Source organism: Kitasatospora sp. NPDC023385, assembly GCF_055664045.1.
Genome location: NZ_JBVOOL010000042.1, coordinates 1 through 18403, shown reverse-complemented (window position 1 = coordinate 18403; position 18403 = coordinate 1). Strand labels below are relative to the sequence as shown.

The window sequence follows — 18403 nt, the reverse complement described above, 5'->3', positions numbered from 1 at the left end:
GGCACACCCGGTCATGGTCGGCGCAAGGCCCGGTGCAGCGTGCGGGCGGAGCACAGCCCGCACGCCATTCGGCCTTGAAATGTGGTATCGTTCTTTCTGTCGGAAGGGGTTGGCGCCCCTCCCGGCCACTCGATCCCCTCACCCATCCAGGAGTACACCCGTGCCCACGAACGACTTTTTCGCCGCCGCCCGCTCCTTCGCGCTCAGCGGCCCGACCCGGAGCCCGGAGGACGTGACCGTATTCCAGTGCGAGCACGTCGCCGCACCCCCCAAGGGCGTGGCACCGGTCGCCTTCGGGTTCGTCTGCGAGCCGGGGTCCGACGACTGGCGCGAGACGATTCTGACCGCGAGCGACTGGGCGCGCGGCTGGGAGGACGTGACCCCCGACTCCCCCACGACGCCGGAGCGGCCTCACCGCCGCCCCCTTGGGGACGAGGAGGACGTCGCCATGCTGTGCGCCGACATGCTCGACGCGGCCGAACTCATCTGGCCCCAGACGTTGGTGATGTACCACGGCAACCTGCCCGACTACCGCGCCCTCTACTTCGCCGACGTTTGCGTGTGCCCGTCGTGCGCCAGCGAGAACCGGCAGGCGTACACGCTGCGCAGCCAGGACGGCATTCCGGTCCTCGACCACGTCGGCCGCGAGTCGATCACGCCCGCTCGCATTCTCTGAACACCGCCCGACCGCGCACACGGCGACGCCCCGGAAGCGCGCAGCGGTGAGCACCGCCCGGGGGCGCGCCCCCGACGCACCAAGCACCCACCACCCCCTTGAGGAGACAGCCATGCCCAAGACCATCGACCTGTATTTCGACCTCAGTTCGGTGCGGATCCACGCCGAGCACGCCGCCGCCGCCGACCGCCACGCGGTCTACGACGGCACGCCTCCCGTCCCCGCGCTGGCGTGGGGCAAGAGCGAGGGAACGTTCATCAAGTCCAACGGGCGCCCGTTCCCCGACCTGCCGGACGTCTTCGCCTACGGCTGGGGCCCCGAGCGTGACCGCCTGCTGTCGAAGACCCCCGTCGGCGGCGACGACTTCGTCCACATGATCCCTCTGCACGACACCTACCCGTTGTCGGACGGCAGTGCGCCGACCCTCCTGGAGTGGATCCGCCGCAGCGACAAGGACGGCGTGAACTGGTTCGTGCTGACCGTCGACGGCGGCGGGTTCAGCATCGCCATGGACAGCCGCACCCTCACGCCGTAGGCCAGGTGGGGCGGGGCGGGCCCGCCGCGGAGGCCAGCCCGCCCCAACTAGGCATTCAGATGTGGTATAGTTCTTTCTGTCGGAAGGGGTTGGCGCCCCTCCCGGCCACTCGATCCCAACCCCCTTGGAGGGCACACCCATGAACGCCGAGACCGCCAAGACCGAGCTGACCATCCGCCACACCTGGGACCAGGGAACCGTCCTGGAGGGCTCCAGCAAGGGAGACGGCGCGTACGAGATCGCCCGCAGGGCGGCGAACTTCCGGTGGATGCGCTCGGTCGGCATCATCGCCATCCAGCGCTCGCGCGACTCCCGGGCGAACACCTGGGCCATCAACAACGCCAAGCGAGCCCTGGAGGCCACCGGCCGGTTCACGGTCACCGTAGAGATCGACAACGCCCAGACGCGCAGCTTCGCCGCGGCCGAGCAGGAGCGCTACGACCGCGCCCAGGAACGTGCCGACCGGCACGAGGAGCTCGCCGACAACGCCGCGTCCCGCTCGGATGCCGCCTGGCGCGCCTCCCACGCGATCGCCGACGGCATCCCCGCCGGGCAGCCGGTCCTTCGCGGCCACCACAGCGAGAAGCGCCACCGCCGCGACATCGCGCGCATGGACGCCGGTATGCGGCGCAGCATCGACGAGCGGGGCAAGGCCGAACACCACGCCGACCAGGCCCGGGCCGCCGCCGCCTTCGAGGAGCACCGCAAGAACCCCGCCCGCACCCTGCGCCGGATCGAGCGCCTGGAGGCGGACCTGCGGGCCAACGAGCGCGACCTGCAGGGCAAGGGCAGCTCCGGCTGGGAGCCGGAGAAGTACCCGCACCACAGCGAGGAGCTGGAGGCCCGCCGGGCCGAGATCACCGAGCAGCTGGAGCACTGGCGCGGCGTGGTCAGGGACGCGGAGGCGGCCGGGTTCAAAGTCTGGGGGCCGCAGGACTTCGTCAAGGGCGACTTCCTGAAGTACCGGGGCGAGTGGTTCGAGGTGCTGCAGGTGAACCCGAAGTCCCTCACCGGCCCGCACATCCACAATGACGGCCCGGTCGTCACCAAGGACGGCGCCCGCCTCGACTGGACGTGGACGTTCCCCTACAACGAGATCTCCGGGCGCATGAGCGCCGAGGAGATGGCCGCCCGCCTGGTGAAGGAGCTGAGCAAGCACCTGGCCAAGACGGAGGAGGAGCTGGCCGCCGTCGATCCGCAGCGGCGGCCGCAGGAGCACGCGAAGCTGACGGCGCGCAAGGAGTCGGCCGCCGAGCGGCTGGCCTACTGGCGCGGCGCCCTGGACGAGGCCGAAGGCCTGCGCCGGAACTGGAGCAAGGACGACTTCACCAAGGGCGACTTCCTGCGGCGGCGGGGCCGCTGGTTCGAGGTGCTGCGAGTGAACGCGAAGTCCCTCACCGGCCCGCACGACGACAACGAAGGACCGGTGGTCACCAAGGACGGCGCCACGGCGGACAAGACGCGCGCCTACCCGTACGGCGAGATCTCCGGGCGCATGAGCGCCGAGGAGATGGCCGCCCACCTGGCCCAGCACACGGCGCCCGCCTCCGCCGAGGAGATGGCGGCCGACGCCAGCGCGGCGTAACCATCCACCACCCCGGGGCCCGGCCACCGCCGGGCCCCGGCACCGGCGAGCGGAGGCCGGACCATCGGCCCGTCCACGGGCGTCCTGCTGATGTACGGGTTCGGGCCGGGAGGCGAAAACGCGGCGGGTCACCGACCCGGACGAGGACGAAGCGCCGAGGGCCGCCTGGCCGGACCCGGACCGCCGGCCCGACGAGCCGTCCCGGGAATCCGCAGGGAACACGATCGCGGCGGGATTCGCCCCAGCGCAACCGCGGACAGCGGCGGCCGCCACGACCCTCCGCCATACGCTGGAGGCGCGCGGCGTGGAGATCGTCCCGCACGGGCCGGCCAGCGTGCCGCGCTATGTGCTGTCAGCCCAGACGATCACCGTCAACCACGGTGACAGTGCGCGAGTCGACTTCGCCGAGCCGAGGCCGGGCCACCACGGAGGACGGGGCCGGGTGGCTTGCGGGAGCGCTCGCCGACCCGTTCCGCTGACGTACTGTCCGGCCCGGGGTGGGCAAGCCGCCCGCTCCAGGTCGACGCCAGCGGTTCCGGGCGCTGGCCGGCTGCGAGGAGCCCCCTGCCAAGGCTCCACGGATGGTGCCCCGGCTCGGCAGCGGCATCGGCCCGCCGGATGGCCCGGCTGGCCAATGCTCAGAATGTCGGCCGGCCGCCGACGGGCTCCTTGCCCTCGCCGCTTACCCGCCGCCTGCTCACGCGCCACCGCTCCACGGAGATCCCAGTTCCACACGGTCCCGGATGCACAACACGCCCATGCGGCGCCGAAGTGTGGTATAGTTTTTTCTGTCGGAAGGGGTTGGCGCCCCTCCCGGCCACTCGATCCCATCTTCCGGAAGGACAGCACCACCATGACCGCGACCATGATCGAGGCCACTCCCGAGGCCCAGGAGACCACCACCCCGCAGGAGGCCGCCCACCCGGCCTTCGCCGAGCAGGAGGAGGGTCTGGTCCACGACGTCGGCGCGCTGGAGTACCACTTCCCCGAGGACCTGGTCCTGGACGAGTACAACCACCGTAAGAAGCACCACACCGAGCCGGACGCGAAGCTCAAGGCGTCCGTGCGGGCCGATGGCGTCCAGGAGCCGGTCGGCGCCCGGCCGCAGGAGGACGGAAAGCTCGGCATCTACAAGGGCCAGCGCCGCTGGAAGGCGCAGCTGATCGCGAACCGCGAGGCCGTCAAGCGGGGCCAGCCGCGCCGCAGGATCCCGGTCCTGGTGCGACGCGACCTGACCCGGGTGGACGACGACACGCTGGTCCTCAGCCTGATCGAGAACACCCACCGCGAGCAGTCGTCCAAGCGCGACGTGACCGACGCCCTCACCCAGCTCGCGCTGATGGACATGCCGGACGCCAAGCGCGCCAAGCAGGCTCGCCGGCTCGGCTACAAGCCCGCCGAGGTGGCCGCCGCCAACCGTGCCGCCCAGCTCTCCGACGAGGTTCTGGAGAAGCTGGGGACCGACGGGTGGGACATCCTGGAGCAGGCCGACTACGCCGAGGTCGAGAGCGCCAACGACGCGATGTGGGAACTCAACCGGGCGCGAAAGAACGACCTGCGCGAGGGCAACAAGAAGCGCGGCCATTGGGAGCAGGCGATGGCCAGGCTGCGCGCCCAGGTGGCCGAGGCTGCGAAGCGGGAGCAGGTCAAGGCCGAACTGGAGGCGGCGGGCGTCCCCCTGATCACTCCCCAGTGGCGCTGGGACGGGCCTACCCGTCCGCTGTCCCACCTGCTCAACGCGGTCGGCAAGAAGATGACCCCGAAGGCGCATGCCGAGATCTGCCCCGACCACGCCGCCTACATCGACCGCGACAAGCCCCGGGCGGTCTACGTGTGCCGGAACTGGTCCGGCAACGGCCACAGCCTCACCCCGGAAGAGTCCGCCCAGGCCACGACCGAGACGGCCGAGGACAAGGAGGCCGCCAAGGCCGAGCGCAAGCGGGTTATCCAGGGCAACAAGGACTGGCGGGCCGCCCGCGAGGTGCGAAACGCCTTCCTGGTCCGCCTGATCAACCCCGGCAAGGACGACTCCAAGGAGGTCTCCGACGCCGCGTGGCAGTGGATCATGAAGGCGACCATGGGGGAGACCTACTGGTTCCCGCGCTTCTTCCACAGCACGGGTCATCTGGAGTTGGTCGCCAAGCTGCTCAAGGTCGAGGTGCCCAAGGGGGGTTGGAGCCATCGGGACGAGGAGCCGTTCGCGAAGGTGATCGCCCGACGTGGGCGGCCCGGCCGGGCGTTCATTCTCCTGGCCAAGGTCGCCGCCGCGTTCGAGCGCGAGAACATGCACGACGGCGCGTGGCGCAACCCGAACCGGGAGGTAGCCGCTTGGCTGGAGTTCCTGGCCGGTGAGGGCTACACCCTGGCCGACTGCGAGCGGCAGCTGATCGACACGATCAAGGCCGCCGACGAGGCCCGGCAGGAGGCGGCCCGCAAGAGCGACGCGGAGGCCGAGGAGGAGCTGGCGCTGGCGCTGGCCGAGGCCGAGGTGGAGGCCGGGCACGCCCCGGCGAACACCGGGGGAGAGGCCAGCGAGCAGCAGGACGAGCAGACCGAGGCCGGGGCTGCTACCGAGGCGCCCGACGACCAGAGCGACGGCGAGGCCACGGACGCCAGCGAAGTGACGGCGGAGGCCGGGAAGGAGGGAGAGAAGGTCGCGCTCGCGGCCTGACCGTAGTCGGGCGCGGTCCGCTCACGCGGGCCGCGCCTGCGCGTTCAGCGGAGATTCAACGAGCGGAGGGCCGCCCGCCCTCCCGAAAGAGGGACGGTCCCCGAGGGGAGTCTGGACTAGGTGCACGGCCCACCGCTCGCACTCGATCCAAGACCTACCGGGAGAGTCCGCAACAGCGGTCCACCTTCGAGCTCCAGGATGCACCCCGGATTCTAGCGGGCCCACGGCCGCGGCCAAAACACAGCCCCGGCGGCCGGCCGCACTCCGGAGCGACGTGCGCCACGACGGGCCGCCGCACACCTCACGCGGCCAAGGCCGGCACCAGCAAGGCACGACCAGTCCTCGCTCTCCGCCGCGCCGCGTGCGGGCACGCCATCGGGGACGCCGACTCAGGCCGGCTGCGGGGATAGGCGGGCCTGTTACACGGGGTGACAGCCCGCTTCACAGCCAGCGGCTGACTGCCACACGAAGGGCGGAACACAACACCACGCGAGTTGGAAATGTGGTATGCTTCTTCTTGTCGGGATGGGTTGGCGCCCCTCCCGGCCACTCGATTCACGACCAGGCCCAGGAGAAACACCCATGGAGTTCCGTACCGCCATCCTCATCGAGGCGGCCGCCCTCGTCGACAAGATCGACCTGCCGGTCCACGAGCCGTTCGCCCTCACACCGCGCGCCGACGGGGTCGTCGTGCGCTACCGCGACAGCCTGACCCCGGAGCAGCGCGCCACCGCCAGCAGCGCCCTGACCGAGGCGTTCAAGGCGGCCGGGTGGGGCTACGGTCAGCGGCTCGCACGCGACAACAGGACCGTCGTGGCTACGCGGCTGACCCACCCGTCGCACCTGACCATGGACGGCACCAGGTGGCGGGCGCCGCTGGGGCTGGGGCTGGCCCTGCTCGACTTCGCGGAGCAGTTCAGCAGCCTCGATCTCGCCTACGAGGTCGCCGGGTCCATGCAGTGCAGCGAGCTTGCCGCCGTGGCCGATGTGCTGGGCGCCCTGGGTCTCAGTGGTTCGGCGGCCAACTGGCAGGAGGCGCACGAGAGTACCGAGGGCGAGCACACCAAGGCGTGCCGGGCCCGCCGCGTCGCGGCCGCGCAGTTCGCCGGGAGCGTGCGGTGAACCTCCTCGCGCTGCGCAGTCTCGTCGTCCAGAGCCTGGAGAAGCATGCGGCCCGTCCCGGCGGCGAGGTCACCGGCGTGGAGATGTCCAACCCGCTGGGTTCCCACGGCCCGTGGGCGCTGGTTGTCCGCACGGACGACGGCCGGGACTTCCGCCTGACCTTCACCGAGATCTAGTCGCCACCGCACCCGGCGGACTCCGGCGGCCCGGCACCAAAGCCGGGCCGCCACCCGCCCGCGCGTGCATACGGCGCCGACCCCTTCTCCAATCTCCCGAGAGAGACAACCGCTGTGAACACGAATCACCCTGCCGACCCGGCAGTACTGCATTGCCTGGCCCGCAGGGTCGCCACCCTTCTGGCCGAACGACACGGCCGGTGGCGCGTGCGCGGCGGCCCGCGCGACGAGAGCACCTCGATCGTCCTGCAGGACCGTCGCCGGAGCCTTCGGCTAACCGCAACCGCGGACGGGGTCGCGCTCCAGCGGCTCGCGGGCGCAGGCGAGCCCCTGGAGACCGTGGTGCCCCACCGGCATGCCGGCGCCCGCGCAGTCGCAGCCGCCATCGCGCGCAGCCACCTGCACCAGTCGTGCGAGCCGGGCGATCCGGGCGGGAGGACCGTCGCCGAACTGGCGACGGCGGCCGCTGTCGCCGAGGCCCTCGCCAAGCGCGTGGGCCAACGCGGCCAGGTGGCGGCATTCGTGCGGGACCGCTGGCACGTGGCGTCCTGGGAGCGAGGCCCCGTGCGGGGAGAGGTGCGGATCGACGGCCCCGGCCGAGTCCAGGTCGCGGCCGATGGAGTGCGCTTCCCGAAGCTGGTCCGGGCGTTCGAAGTCGCCCTCCCCCCGGCCGACGGCGAGCCGTCCGTGCTCGCGCGGCCGGATGCCGCCAGCACCCTGCTGAGGCGCTTCCCGGAGCTGCGCTACGATCCCCGCCCGGACGGCGACCTCCTGTTTCTCGGCCCCAGAACCGGGCCCGTAACGTGCTCGGTCCAGGTCCCCGACAGGGCCCGGCCCACGCGAGCGACCAGGGGCATGCTGACGGTGGAGTGCCCCGTCGATCTTGCTCTGATGATCCTCGAGGTCCTGACGTAGCCATTGTGGTCCGCGCTCCCCGGGGGTTGTCGGCTGGCGGCCGCCCCCCGGGAGGGCGCGTCCCGTGCGGAAGGAAGACGGGTGAGCATCAAGCCGTACTCAACATTGAAATGTGGTATACTTCTTTTAGTCGGCCGGGTTGGCGCCCAGTCGGCTCACTCGGTCCAGCCAACCCCGGAGTCCCACGATGTCCAGCGCTCTCAGTGTCCTGGTTCTGCCTACGACCCGCCTGCGCCCGGTGGCGCCCGACTGGCCGGCGCCGCCCACGCCGCAGGACCAGGTGCTGCTCAGCCTTGGCCTTGGGGCGGACTCCGCCTACGTTCTGTGGCGCCTGATCGCCGACCCCGTCCGCCACGGTCTGCGTCCGGACCTGTCCAACCTGACCGTCGTGACGGCGATGACGGGCGACGAATGGTCGGACACGATCGAGCTGGCGAACCGCTTCCTGCTGCCGCTGATGGCCGAGAACGGAGTGCGCTACGTCCAGCTGGCACGCGGCGGACGCCGGGACTCGGACGGGTACCTGGTGCTCTCCGACAGTCGGAACCCGCAGCGCGTCGAGCCGGCGGGCCCATGGAAGCTCTCCGACGAGTTGCGGAGCTCCGGCACCCTGCCCCTGTTCAGCGCCGGCAAGCACCTCTGCTCGATCAAGTACAAGGGCTGGGTGATCGACCGGTGGGCCGCGGAGAACATGGCGCCGGGCTACCGTCACATCCTCGGCTACGACGCCGGGGAGCGCGAGGTGAAGCGCGCGGAGAAGGACCGCCGCTTCACCACGAACGGTCGCCGCCCGTGGTACCCGCTGATCTCCTGGCAGATGACGCGCCCCGACCTCCTGGCCGAGCTGCTGCGGATCTTCGGCGTCGACTGGCCAAAGTCGTATTGCGTGGAATGTCCCTTTCCGTCAGTCGCTGCCTCTCGTGACGCCCACCTGGAGCGCGCTCGCCGCCTGCCGCAGGAAGCGGCCATGGCGGCCTGCCTGGAGTGGACCGCGCACGCGCTCAACCCGCTGACGACGCTTTACTCCGGCACGTCGCTGGCGCATCTGCTCGCCGAGGACGGCAACGCGGCCGCGCTGGCGGCCGCCGAGGAGCAGCTGGAGGCGGTGAAGTGGTCGGTGTTCAAGGTTCGGCGGCTGCTGACGGCCCGTCGTTCCGCATGGTGCGTGGACCGCCATGGGCCGCGGTGCGAGGCGTGCGCCAGCGAGGGGCGTGAGGTGCGGTGTGCGGACTGCCGGGCGCTGGCGAACCAGCGCTGCTCCCCGGCCGAGCGGACGCCCCGGTGCGCTGACGCCACGCGCAAGGGCACGGTGTGGCGGTCACTGGAGCGCGTAGGCCTGCCGCGATCGCGGGCGGCGGCGTCGGGGATACTGCACCGGGCCGCCGGCCGGCAGGGGCTGGCGGTGGAGGTGGAGGAGTCGGCCGGGGTTGAGCGGGTGTGGCTGCTGCGGCGGGGGAGCGGTTACCCGGCGGCGGAGATGTTCTTCGTGGCCGTGCCGGACGTCGTCGAGGAGAAGGCCATGCCGGGTTTCGCGGCGCTATGGGAGGCGCATATGGCGCGTCAGCGCCGACTGGCCACCATCGCGCCGGCGCCTTTGCGCACCGGCCTGGGATGGCCGAGGGTTCGACGCGGGCCGGGCGGTGTCGCCTGCGGCTGCGACACCGGCGCCGTCCGACCCGGCGGGCGGATTCCCACGCCGACACACAGGGTTGAATTGTGGTATGCTTCTTTCTGTCGCCAGCATTCGGCTGGCCTTCCCACCGGGAGCGCCCCATGAGGATTCACAAGACGGCTGTCCACCCGCCGGGCTGCGGCTGCAACAACTGTCATCGCGATGACGGGTCAGTCCCACTGGACCAGGCCGACGCCCCGACCGTCGCACGGATGATGAGCGGCGCCATCCGGAATCTGACCGGGCGCGACCTGCGGGTCGTCGTCACGGCGAAGCTCGGTCGAGACAGCAGCGATGCGACCACCGATCGCGTCGAGGTGAGCGACGGCGCCCGGACATGGGACGTCACCGATCACCTGGGCGCCGCCCTCTCCTTCGACCCGCCGTTCTGACCCCGGGGACGCCGGCGACTCGCGGCGCCCCCGACCCCGGCCCGACCACCACTCCCCCGAAACCAGGAGCCATCCCCGTGACCACCACCCCTTCGGGCCCCACCCGGCGCCCGGTCCGAGGCCTTCACACCCCCCTCCACCTCCCCGTCCGCACCCCGGGCCTCCGTACGGTGACCCAGGTCCTGAACTACAGCGGCTACGGCCACCTGGCCGCGCGCCCGCTGACGCGGCGCCGGGTCGGCCCGGTCGCGGTGAACTTTCCCGGCGGCCAGCTCCCCGGCCGCACCGAGCAACACGAACTCCAGGCAACGCTCCTGCGCCACGGGTACGCGGGCCGCTGGATCGGACTGGGGCTGGTCCTCCTGGACCCGCACACCCGCCCTCGGGCGCAGCGCGTGGTGACCGTGGGCCATGACGGCAGGCACGGCGAAGATGCTGCCGCACTGGAGGCGGCTGCGGTGCTCACGGACGCCGGCCGGTCGCCTGCGCTGCTGTTTGGGGATGTGGTGCTGGCGGCGGGCTTTCGCGTAGTGCCGGGGGACGCCGTCGGCCGGGTGACCGTGGCGCCGGAGGCGTGGGCGGGCGCGGAGGGTGAGCGGGCGTGTGTCAAGGCCTTGGCGGCGGCCGGGTGGAGGGTGTGGGGCGAGCGCGACGGTATCGGCCTGCTGGATGCCGAGCGGGTGGCCTGAGTTCGCGTCAGGTGCGCCACCACACCCCGGAATGGCATTGCATTGTGGTATGCTTCTTTCTGTCGAAGGTTGGCGCCTCCGACATCACTCGATCCTGATCCGCAAGGAGGCCCCCGTGGCCAGCACCCCCGCGCCCCCTCATGGGCTGCACCCCGTCACCCTGACCGCCGAGGAGTGCGAGTTCACCGCCTTCGCCCTCGTGGAGTCCATGTCCCACAGGAAGGTGAGGGACTTCTTCGGCCCCACGGAGGGGCTGAGCGCCGTACTGCTGTTCGCCGAATCGCCGACGTCTCCTCCCATGCGCTTCGAGGTCTCCCGCTTGGTCGGCGAGATCCAGTGGCACGCGGACACCGTGCTCGGCGCGAACGGCTTCCCGCACCTGCGGCGCCCCTTCGGTTCCGGGCGCGGCCTGGTGGGCCCCCTGGGCGGCCCGGTCCTGACCCCGCCCGCCCTCCCGTTCGTCGCCGTCCTCCCGCAGCTGGCCGAGCTCCTGGACCGTGCTGCGATGGCCGAGGGGCTGGTGGAGCAGACCGGCACCGGCGTCCCCATGTACCTGCGAAGCGCCGACCGGTGAGCTTCCACATCGACCCTCGCGACAGGACCCCGGCCCCGTCGGCACCATTCGCGACCGCCGAGCTCGGCGACTTCGTGGCAAGCGAACACGACAGCACGCTCCCGGAGCGGCCCACGTGGCGCCGTTACCGGATCGTCCACGTGCCGACCGGCGCGGTGATCATGGACTACGCCATGGATCGGGTGCCACTCGCCGAACTGCTGGCCCGCACCCTGCGCGCCGTCGCCGAACACGACCCGCACACCTCGACCCAGTACACCTCCGACCACCCGGGGATGGCGAACGTCCGCCGTCTGGCCATCGCCCGGTACGAGTCCGCACGTCGGGCGCTCGGTTTGGCAGAACCGGCGCCCTGACATACCCGGTCAGCCCTCAGCCGACGGCTGACCAGTTGCGCCCCGGGCCGCCGCAGTGCGGCGGCCCGGGGCCACCGAGGAGGAACACCCGTGATCAGCGAAGACACACCCCACCAGACCGCAGCCCGCGCCCGCTCCTACGCCAACGCCGCCCACAAGGCCGCCCACGCTGCCCGCATCGCGGCCGACGCCGCCAAGGCGAACGACGCGGGCAGCATCCATGCCGAGATGTCCGCAGCCGCCGCCGCGCGTTCCGAAGACGCCGCCGACCGGGCCACCGGCGCAGCCGATCGGGCCGAGGCCGCGGCCGGCCACGGACACGCCTCCCCTGCCGTCCGGACCGTGCAGGTGATCGGCCATGCCACCGACGCCGCGCACTGGGCCGTCCAGGCCGAGAAGCACGCCGCTACGGCCCACGTCCACGCCGCCGCACTCTGACCCGGCAGATCACCCAGGACGCGTGAGGCCAGACGCCTGCGCCCCCGATGAGGAGGAACTACCGTGCCCGCATTTCCCGCCAACCGGGTGGAGGACCTGGTCTCCTTGCTCGGTCCGCCGTGGCGCATCGCTACCGACCCCTACGAGGGGCACCAGGACTACCGCCGCTTCGTGGCGGACGGCCGGGGCCGGGGGTTCTTCCTGAGCTCCAGCAGCCGGAACCCGGGCGGCGGCCCGGCGCTGCGGATCGTAGCGCGCGGCCGTTACCCCGAGGTTCCCGGCTACTTCGAGGACGACGCCCGGCCGGCGATCGGGTTCAGTCTCGGCCGGCCCCTGGAGGATCTGGCCAGGGACATGCGCCGCCGCTTCCTGCCGGCCTACGACGCGGCATTCGGCCGGGCGGTGGAAGCGATCCACGCACGGGCGGTCGCCGGCGGCGGGCGCGAGGACCTGGCCCGGGAGCTGCTGGCCCGGTTCCCGCACCCCGACGGCCACTTCCATGACGACCCACGCGAAGGGCTGGCCGTCCACTTCCATCTGGGCCCTGGCGGCGCAGTCAGCGCGAGGGCCGAGACGCGGGGGACGATGGAGCGGGTCAGCCTCACCCTCGACCACCTGACGCTGCAACAGCTCCACCGGGTGCTCGACGCTCTGTCCGCCGACGACGGGATGTGACCGGACAGCACAGTTTGCGAGCCCGGCACCCGAAACCTGCACGTCACGGCGCTTCCGGACACAGCTGTTTGCGAGCCGCCGGACACCGAATCCTGCGAGGCGGAGCTTCTGACGAACCCGGCCGGGACGCAAGGCCCCAGGTCGCACGCCCTGGCGCGCAGGATTCGGCGTCCATTCGCAAGGTGCGATGTCCAGTCACACGGGAGGGGTGCAACCACACTCCAAGTCGGCATGTAGATGTGGTATAATTCTTTTTGTCGGAAGGGGTTGGCGCCCCTCCCCTCCACTCGATCCGCCTCCGAGAGGGAGAGCACCTTGTCCAGTTCCGCCACCGTCCTTCACCCCGTCGCGATCACTGGCGACGACGAGACCGTCACGACCCTGCACGTCGGGATCGTGTCCGTGGAGATCCGTCGCGAGCCCGGGTTCTTCGGCGCCGAGCGCCACGGCCTGTACGCCCACGTCGAGGTCGCCACCCACCCCGACGCCGGCCCCAACGAGCGCTCCACCAAGTTCCTCTCCCGGCTCGTCGGCGAGACCGACTGGGCCGTGGACGCCGCGTTCTCCGCCAACGGGTTCCCCCAGCACAGCAACGGCTTCGGCGCGCGCTACCTCCGGTACCGCACCCTGCGGCCCGAGGTCGCCGCGCTGGTCGACAGCGCCGCCGTCGAGCGCGGGGTCGTGACGGGCATCAGCGCCGACATCGCGCTGACCCTGCCGCCGCAGGCCTGACTTCCGACGCCCGCAAGAAGCCGCCCGCTCCCGCCCGCAGCGGGAGCGGGCACCACCCGAAGGGATTTCACATGGCGCTCTACAAGGTCATCGCCGAAGTGACTCGCCGTCACGAGGTGACCGTTGTCGCCGACACCCCGAAGCAGGCCGAACGCCTGGCACACACCATGGCAAGCCTCATGGCGCAGCAGGGCGTGACCGAAGCCGACTTCCCCGTCGAGGTGTCCGTCAGGCAGCCCAAGCTCGCCTCCTAGACCCTCCCCCGCCGACCCGGCCCGGAGGCCCCTCTCACGACCGCCGGGGCCAATCGAGCCGATCACCACCAAGGACGACACCGTGAACACCTCCCCCAGCCTGACCGCCACCCGCCTCCTGGCCGAGCAGCTGACCGCCGACGGCGTGGCCGTCTCCATCGGTACCGACGCCCTCACCTACGGGTGCGCCCGCATCGCCGTCGACACCGCAGGCCGACCGTGCATCCTGGACGCCATCCACGACGGCGAGGAACTGTCCTGGACCGTCACCGACCCCTACGACCACTCGACCGTCGCCAGCGTCAGCCTGTTCGGCGTCGCCACGGCCGCCGAGGCCTGCGAGCACATTCACCGCGCTCTCGCCATGGCCGGCCAAGGGTCGCACTTCGGCCCCGAGGACAGGGTGGACGTGGCGGTACAGGCGGCCCTGACCAGCGCGGACATCCCCTTCGAGCTCTGGACCAACCCGTCGTCGCCAATCCGGTGGCTGAGCATCCCCACCGCCGACGGCGGGGAGATCGACATCTCCAGCGGCACCTACCTGGCCGGCACGATCGCCGAATCCATCGGACTGCGCGCCGACTACTCCCCCGTCGCCGGCCAGGACGGCGGCGAGTTCGAGGCCCTGGTCTACCGATCCCCACAGTTCGGCCGGCGCGGAGGCGGCACAACGCGGTTCGCCGCCGAGCTCGCCGAGCTCGTCACCGCAGTCGCCGCCTGCCGCCGCCTGGCCGAGGCGCGGCACCGCTGGCTCGCCTGACCCACAGCCCGCCGGCCCATGTCGCCGACGGAGCCCCAGAAGCCGTGCCCCAGAAGCCCGGAGAGGCCTCGGTTCGGACGATGAGCCGAGCGGGGGATCTGTGACCGGACAGCCTGTGAGCCGGGCACCCAGGGCCCGCAGGCACGACGCTTCTGGACACAGCTTCCTGCGCGCCCCGGGGCACTGAATCCTGCGAGGCGGACCCCCCGCCGGGACGTAGAGCTCCAGGTCCCACGGCCCCAACCTCCCAGTACGCCTCGGCTCGCAGGATCCGGTGCCCGTTCGCATGGCGTGATGTCCAGTCACAGGATCTCGGACGTGGCACGGCGCCACCCATCGGGAATCAATTGTGGTATGCTTCTTTTTGTCTGGATGGGTTGGCGCCCCTCCCGGCCACTCGATCCCGACCCCAGGAGGCCCCATACACGCCGTTCCCGCCACCGCGACCAACGCCCCCAGGGCCCCGATCCCCCGGCCCCGCGTGAGCCCGGAGGCCACCCCCCGGCTTCCGCAACAGCCCACCCGCGACAGCTGAGCCCCAACACTCCAGGAAGCAGGACGAACCATGAGCGACCAGACCGACGAGCTGACGCCCTGGACCCTCAAAACCCTCCGGGACCTCGCCCGCCAGACCCGGCACCTGCCCGCTGACACCCTGATCGTGATGTCCACGGACCCCGAGGGCAACCACTTCAACCCGGTCCTCGAGTACGACACCGGTATGTTCGCCGACGACGATCTGTACCCGACGCAGGAGCAACGGGCACGGCCGATCAAGGACGGGGAGGCGCCGGACGCAATCCCGGCAACGCCGCCCGGCGCCAAGTTCGCCCTGTGCCTGTGGCCCATGCCGGTGTTCTGACCGGGTGCAGGGTGCCGCCCGGACAGCCAACAAGCCGTCCGGGCGGCACCCTGCCGACGTAGCCGGATGCCAACCTCGGCCGAGACCGACACACCCTCCCGGCCTTCGCCTCACCCCCGCGCCCGTGCCGGGCCGCGCCCACCGCCCGTGCCAACTCACCCCGCACGGCCCGCCGGCCCCAGGCCGCCGGAGGTGGCGCCCCGAGCAGCCTGCTCATCCCCGCAGCACCGTCCCCCGACCACACCACCACCTTCGGAGGCTTCCATGCCCGCCGCACCCAGCGCCTTCCTCTCCGCCTTGTCCGATTGCCTGGCCCGGCACGTCACCACGGCGCAGCACCGCTCCAGAATCGCCCTCCCCGGCGGGTATGAGCTGGCACTGCTCACGCGGGACAGCACCGTGGGCGCACTCCAGGCCGCCCTGTTCGCCCCGTCCCCCACGGGTGCGGCCCGGATCGGCACCGCGCGGTTCTCCCCCGGCACCGCCCTGCCGGTCGCGACGCGTGTGCTGGCCTGCGTGGTCCGCAACGGGCCAGCGCTCCCCGATGCCCGCGGCACCCGGGTGGACCCGGCCGACGTCGCGCGGCACCTCGAGGTGGGGCTCCAGGAACAGCGGACCGACGACCCTGGGGTGTTCGTCGCCTTCGGTCACGCACACGCGTGGCTTCACGACAACCGTCTCGGCATCAACTTGGGCGGTGCCGGCAGCGGCGGGAGCATCACCTTCACCGGCCCGTGGGATGCCGTGGCGATCGCGGCAGTGACCGATCAGGCCCTGCGGGAGTTCACCGACGCCGGCGGGCTCGCCGCGGAGGTTTCGGCCCTCCTGCCGCCGCCGTGGAACCGGGTGCTGACCGACCAGTGGCACCCCGACGCGGCGGTCATCCTCCCCCGGCACGGCCCGGCGGCGGACGATCCGCTTGGCCGGCGCTTCTCGCGGGAGCTGCGCGCGGTCGGCGGGCAGCTGCTTGAGCAGCGCCCGGACCTCGACATGCAGCCGTTCTTCTCGACGGAGGGAGCCGCAGTCGCGCTTCGGGTCACCCGCCGCGAGCGGTCCGTGCCGCGTTTGGTGAAGTCCAGCCGGTACGTGCCGCCGCGCCCCGGCGGCCCGGCGGTGGTCGAGTACCGGTCCGAATACCTCCCGGAAGGCTTCCGGCGCCCGGCGGGGTGCTGAGCGCAGCGTGGGGACGACCACACCCCGCGACAGGATGGAAATGTGGTCATCTATTTCTGTCGGGGCGGGTTGGCGCCCGCCCCGACCACTCGACCCTCCAGGAGGACCAGCGATGACCGACGACGAGCCCACGATCCCTGAGCACTGCACCGCTTGCGGCTCGACCGCGCCTGACGACTGCGAGTTCGACACCGGGTTCGACGGATACTCGGCCTGCTGCAACGAGCCCGTCTGCGCGCCGCTGCCGGTCGACTTCCGCAGCCCACTGCGCTATCCCGCCGAGCCCTGCTGCGACGCGGACCCCAGGTACGCACCCCGGATCACCCAGGCCCTTGACGCCGCAGGGGTTGTGCACCACGGTCTGCGGGCGAGCAGGGACCGTTCCGGCTTCCGCTTCTTCCTCCCCGCCCAGGCCGGCGGTGCGGTTGTACGCCGGGCGCTGTCCGGGCTGCGCGGCGCCGGCTGGTGGTGCCAGCCGGAGTGGAGCGAGCCCGGCCTCACTGCCGTGCGGATCGACCTCTCAGCGTCACGGAGCAAGGGGTGTGAGGGCGTACTCGGCCGCCTGGACCGGGATCTGTGGCTCGCCGGGTTCACGCCGTACGACTTCCGCCTGGACGAGGGGTTCTGGGGCTACCGGGCGGCTCTGCCCGCCGGGGAACCGAAAGGGTCTCCTCACGTCAGCATGCATGGCCCCGTCGGCCTTGACCTGCGGGACGGCAGGGAGGAGTCCGCCCGGCAGGTCGAAGCGGCCAAGGCCGCGCTGCGGGCGGCCGGATGGGCCGGCCTGGGCCACTCGTTTTACGCCACCGCGCCGGGCGCCTGAGCTGCCGCCGGCCCCTCAGGCCGGTTTCGCGGGCCCGCCTCCGAGCAGGCGGGCCCGCAAAGGCCCACACTGCGCACGGCATTGCGTTGTGGTATGCTTCTTTTTGTCGGGACGGGTTGGCGCCCTCCTGACCACTCGATCTCACACCACCTACGGAGACTCCATGTCCTCGACCCAACCGCCGCGGGTCCCGACCGGCGACGACCCGGCATGCGAACCGACCCTCCCTGGCGACACCCCTGAGCGCAGCCGACAGGGAACCGCCGGAACCAGCACGTCCACCCCGGCGTACCGGATCGGGGAGCTGATCGGCGAGCACTGCTACCCCATCTATGTCGGCCCCGAGCTCGCCATCCTCGCTGCCCTCGCCCTCCGTTGGGGCCGCGACTGGATCATCATCACCAGCCGGGAGGAGCTGAATGTGGGCCGTCCGGAGAAGGGCGTCCCCGGCGTCCAGAAGGCGGCCACCCGCGTTGCGAACGAGTTCGCCGAGGGGAACATCACCGCGCTGCCGCCATCCGCCGCCGAGCCGAAGGCGGTCCTGCCGGTGGGCGATGTGCCGCTCCTGCACCCGCGGGTCCCCCAGACTCCCCGCAACTTCAAGGCCGCCGAGGCGGCCGACGCCACGATGGCCAAGTACTTCTGGCGGCGGCTCTCCGGCTTTCCCGGCTCGGACAACCCGATGGACGCCGAGTGCGAGCTGTGCGGCTGGGTCGGCTCCCGCTACTACAGCCACCTGCGCGGGCGCAACGGCAACCCGCCGAGCATCACCCGCCACCCCGGCGGCTGCGTCGGCGCGGACAAGATCCGCGAACTGATTCCGGGCTACACGCGGTAGCCCAGGTGCCCGCCGGTCCCGCGCCCGGGACCGGCGGGCACCACCGTCACGACACCCCCGGGACACCTGGCGGCCAGCGGGGGAGCGGGGCTGGTGGACCGCTCCTTCTACGCGAGCCCACCGGCCGCCCGATCCTCTCTGCCCCGCCGTCGGGCCAGCGGGCCCGACGGCCCTTTCCGCCGCCGATCGACCGTCGGCGCCCCATCCAGCCTGGAGTTCGCCATGCCCGTTTCGAACGCCCTTCGCGAGAAGTACCACCGCACCGCCCGCTTCTGGCCCGCCTACCGCGAGGAGGAGGGGAAGCTCTCCTGGCCCGCCCTGGAGGTGGCCGGCGCCCTCGTCTTCGTCTACGTCGACGGGAACACGCTGCGCGTCAGCGTGGATGTGGGGCTTGATACTGGTGGGCTCGCGTATTCAACTGTCGCGAGTTGTCGGTGCTGCTGAGCGCGGCAGTGACTTTCCGTGATCTCCAGCGGGTTCTCGTA

22 protein-coding genes are annotated in these 18403 nt (G+C 71.7%); all 22 read left to right on the top strand.

All coding sequences use genetic code 11. The annotated features are described in order from the left end of the window. Positions 1 to 160 precede the first annotated feature (160 nt). Positions 161 to 676 (top strand): hypothetical protein, encoded by a 516-nt coding sequence (locus AC0B61_RS34665; RefSeq protein ID WP_471746124.1) that lies wholly within the window; start codon positions 161 to 163, stop codon positions 674 to 676. A 112-nt stretch (positions 677 to 788) separates the two neighbouring features. Then, entirely contained in the window at positions 789 to 1211 is a 423-nt protein-coding gene (locus AC0B61_RS34660) for a hypothetical protein (RefSeq protein WP_471746122.1), read from the top strand. A 139-nt stretch (positions 1212 to 1350) separates the two neighbouring features. Beyond that, the gene (locus tag AC0B61_RS34655) at positions 1351 to 2796 is read left to right on the top strand and encodes a DUF3560 domain-containing protein (RefSeq protein ID WP_471746120.1); all 1446 of its coding nucleotides are present in this window, start codon (positions 1351 to 1353) and stop codon (positions 2794 to 2796) included. 853 nt (positions 2797 to 3649) lie between these two features. Continuing rightward, positions 3650 to 5467, top strand: coding sequence for a ParB/RepB/Spo0J family partition protein (locus tag AC0B61_RS34650; RefSeq protein ID WP_471746119.1), 1818 nt, complete (start codon positions 3650 to 3652; stop codon positions 5465 to 5467). A gap of 582 nt (positions 5468 to 6049) precedes the next feature. Continuing rightward, complete coding sequence (locus AC0B61_RS34645) at positions 6050 to 6589, top strand: hypothetical protein (RefSeq protein ID WP_471746117.1); 540 nt, start codon at positions 6050 to 6052, stop codon at positions 6587 to 6589. Beyond that, positions 6586 to 6765: a hypothetical protein gene (locus AC0B61_RS34640; protein WP_363577518.1), complete on the top strand. Its 180-nt coding sequence runs from the start codon at positions 6586 to 6588 to the stop codon at positions 6763 to 6765. The genes AC0B61_RS34645 and AC0B61_RS34640 overlap by 4 nt, the downstream gene beginning before the upstream one ends. A gap of 114 nt (positions 6766 to 6879) precedes the next feature. After that, positions 6880 to 7680 (top strand): hypothetical protein, encoded by an 801-nt coding sequence (locus tag AC0B61_RS34635; RefSeq protein ID WP_471746115.1) that lies wholly within the window; start codon positions 6880 to 6882, stop codon positions 7678 to 7680. A gap of 187 nt (positions 7681 to 7867) precedes the next feature. Beyond that, on the top strand, positions 7868 to 9457 hold the full coding sequence (locus AC0B61_RS34630; RefSeq protein WP_471746114.1) for a hypothetical protein: 1590 nt from the start codon (positions 7868 to 7870) through the stop codon (positions 9455 to 9457). A 107-nt stretch (positions 9458 to 9564) separates the two neighbouring features. Next, positions 9565 to 9744, top strand: coding sequence for a hypothetical protein (locus AC0B61_RS34625; protein ID WP_471746113.1), 180 nt, complete (start codon positions 9565 to 9567; stop codon positions 9742 to 9744). Between the two features lie 170 nt (positions 9745 to 9914). After that, a complete protein-coding gene (locus tag AC0B61_RS34620) occupies positions 9915 to 10433 on the top strand; it encodes a hypothetical protein (RefSeq protein WP_471746111.1) in 519 nt (172 codons plus the stop codon). Positions 10434 to 10548: 115 nt separating this feature from the next. Next, a complete protein-coding gene (locus AC0B61_RS34615; RefSeq protein WP_471746109.1) occupies positions 10549 to 11007 on the top strand; it encodes a hypothetical protein in 459 nt (152 codons plus the stop codon). A 74-nt stretch (positions 11008 to 11081) separates the two neighbouring features. Continuing rightward, on the top strand, positions 11082 to 11363 hold the full coding sequence (locus tag AC0B61_RS34610; protein ID WP_471746108.1) for a hypothetical protein: 282 nt from the start codon (positions 11082 to 11084) through the stop codon (positions 11361 to 11363). A 90-nt stretch (positions 11364 to 11453) separates the two neighbouring features. Then, on the top strand, positions 11454 to 11801 hold the full coding sequence (locus AC0B61_RS34605; protein WP_471746106.1) for a hypothetical protein: 348 nt from the start codon (positions 11454 to 11456) through the stop codon (positions 11799 to 11801). Positions 11802 to 11864: 63 nt separating this feature from the next. Next, entirely contained in the window at positions 11865 to 12476 is a 612-nt protein-coding gene (locus tag AC0B61_RS34600; RefSeq protein ID WP_471746104.1) for a hypothetical protein, read from the top strand. A 315-nt stretch (positions 12477 to 12791) separates the two neighbouring features. Next, positions 12792 to 13208, top strand: a complete 417-nt coding sequence (locus AC0B61_RS34595; protein WP_471746103.1) for a hypothetical protein — start codon at positions 12792 to 12794, stop codon at positions 13206 to 13208. Between the two features lie 71 nt (positions 13209 to 13279). Next, positions 13280 to 13462 carry a hypothetical protein gene (locus tag AC0B61_RS34590; protein WP_471746101.1) on the top strand — a complete coding sequence of 61 codons (183 nt, stop codon included), beginning with the start codon at positions 13280 to 13282 and terminating at the stop codon, positions 13460 to 13462. Positions 13463 to 13544: 82 nt separating this feature from the next. Continuing rightward, positions 13545 to 14222 (top strand): hypothetical protein, encoded by a 678-nt coding sequence (locus AC0B61_RS34585; protein ID WP_471746100.1) that lies wholly within the window; start codon positions 13545 to 13547, stop codon positions 14220 to 14222. Between the two features lie 565 nt (positions 14223 to 14787). Then, positions 14788 to 15084 (top strand): hypothetical protein, encoded by a 297-nt coding sequence (locus tag AC0B61_RS34580; RefSeq protein WP_471746098.1) that lies wholly within the window; start codon positions 14788 to 14790, stop codon positions 15082 to 15084. Between the two features lie 264 nt (positions 15085 to 15348). After that, entirely contained in the window at positions 15349 to 16257 is a 909-nt protein-coding gene (locus AC0B61_RS34575) for a hypothetical protein (RefSeq protein ID WP_471746096.1), read from the top strand. A gap of 112 nt (positions 16258 to 16369) precedes the next feature. Continuing rightward, positions 16370 to 17080 carry a hypothetical protein gene (locus tag AC0B61_RS34570; protein WP_471746094.1) on the top strand — a complete coding sequence of 237 codons (711 nt, stop codon included), beginning with the start codon at positions 16370 to 16372 and terminating at the stop codon, positions 17078 to 17080. Between the two features lie 163 nt (positions 17081 to 17243). Beyond that, positions 17244 to 17918, top strand: coding sequence for a hypothetical protein (locus AC0B61_RS34565; protein WP_471746092.1), 675 nt, complete (start codon positions 17244 to 17246; stop codon positions 17916 to 17918). A 222-nt stretch (positions 17919 to 18140) separates the two neighbouring features. Then, entirely contained in the window at positions 18141 to 18362 is a 222-nt protein-coding gene (locus AC0B61_RS34560; protein ID WP_471746090.1) for a hypothetical protein, read from the top strand. Positions 18363 to 18403: the final 41 nt, after the last annotated feature.

What these genes read in the sequence shown, in the direction of transcription:
- AC0B61_RS34630 (WP_471746114.1), top strand. Translation starts at nt 7,868, where the DNA reads ATGTCCAGCGCTCTCAGTGTCCTGGTTCTGCCTACGACCCGCCTGCGC.
- AC0B61_RS34560 (WP_471746090.1), top strand. Translation starts at nt 18,141, where the DNA reads ATGCCCGTTTCGAACGCCCTTCGCGAGAAGTACCACCGCACCGCCCGC.
- AC0B61_RS34645 (WP_471746117.1), top strand. Translation starts at nt 6,050, where the DNA reads ATGGAGTTCCGTACCGCCATCCTCATCGAGGCGGCCGCCCTCGTCGAC.
- AC0B61_RS34590 (WP_471746101.1), top strand. Translation starts at nt 13,280, where the DNA reads ATGGCGCTCTACAAGGTCATCGCCGAAGTGACTCGCCGTCACGAGGTG.
- AC0B61_RS34655 (WP_471746120.1), top strand. Translation starts at nt 1,351, where the DNA reads ATGAACGCCGAGACCGCCAAGACCGAGCTGACCATCCGCCACACCTGG.
- AC0B61_RS34570 (WP_471746094.1), top strand. Translation starts at nt 16,370, where the DNA reads ATGACCGACGACGAGCCCACGATCCCTGAGCACTGCACCGCTTGCGGC.
- AC0B61_RS34575 (WP_471746096.1), top strand. Translation starts at nt 15,349, where the DNA reads ATGCCCGCCGCACCCAGCGCCTTCCTCTCCGCCTTGTCCGATTGCCTG.
- AC0B61_RS34580 (WP_471746098.1), top strand. Translation starts at nt 14,788, where the DNA reads ATGAGCGACCAGACCGACGAGCTGACGCCCTGGACCCTCAAAACCCTC.
- AC0B61_RS34625 (WP_471746113.1), top strand. Translation starts at nt 9,565, where the DNA reads ATGATGAGCGGCGCCATCCGGAATCTGACCGGGCGCGACCTGCGGGTC.
- AC0B61_RS34660 (WP_471746122.1), top strand. Translation starts at nt 789, where the DNA reads ATGCCCAAGACCATCGACCTGTATTTCGACCTCAGTTCGGTGCGGATC.
- AC0B61_RS34650 (WP_471746119.1), top strand. Translation starts at nt 3,650, where the DNA reads ATGACCGCGACCATGATCGAGGCCACTCCCGAGGCCCAGGAGACCACC.
- AC0B61_RS34565 (WP_471746092.1), top strand. Translation starts at nt 17,244, where the DNA reads ATGTCCTCGACCCAACCGCCGCGGGTCCCGACCGGCGACGACCCGGCA.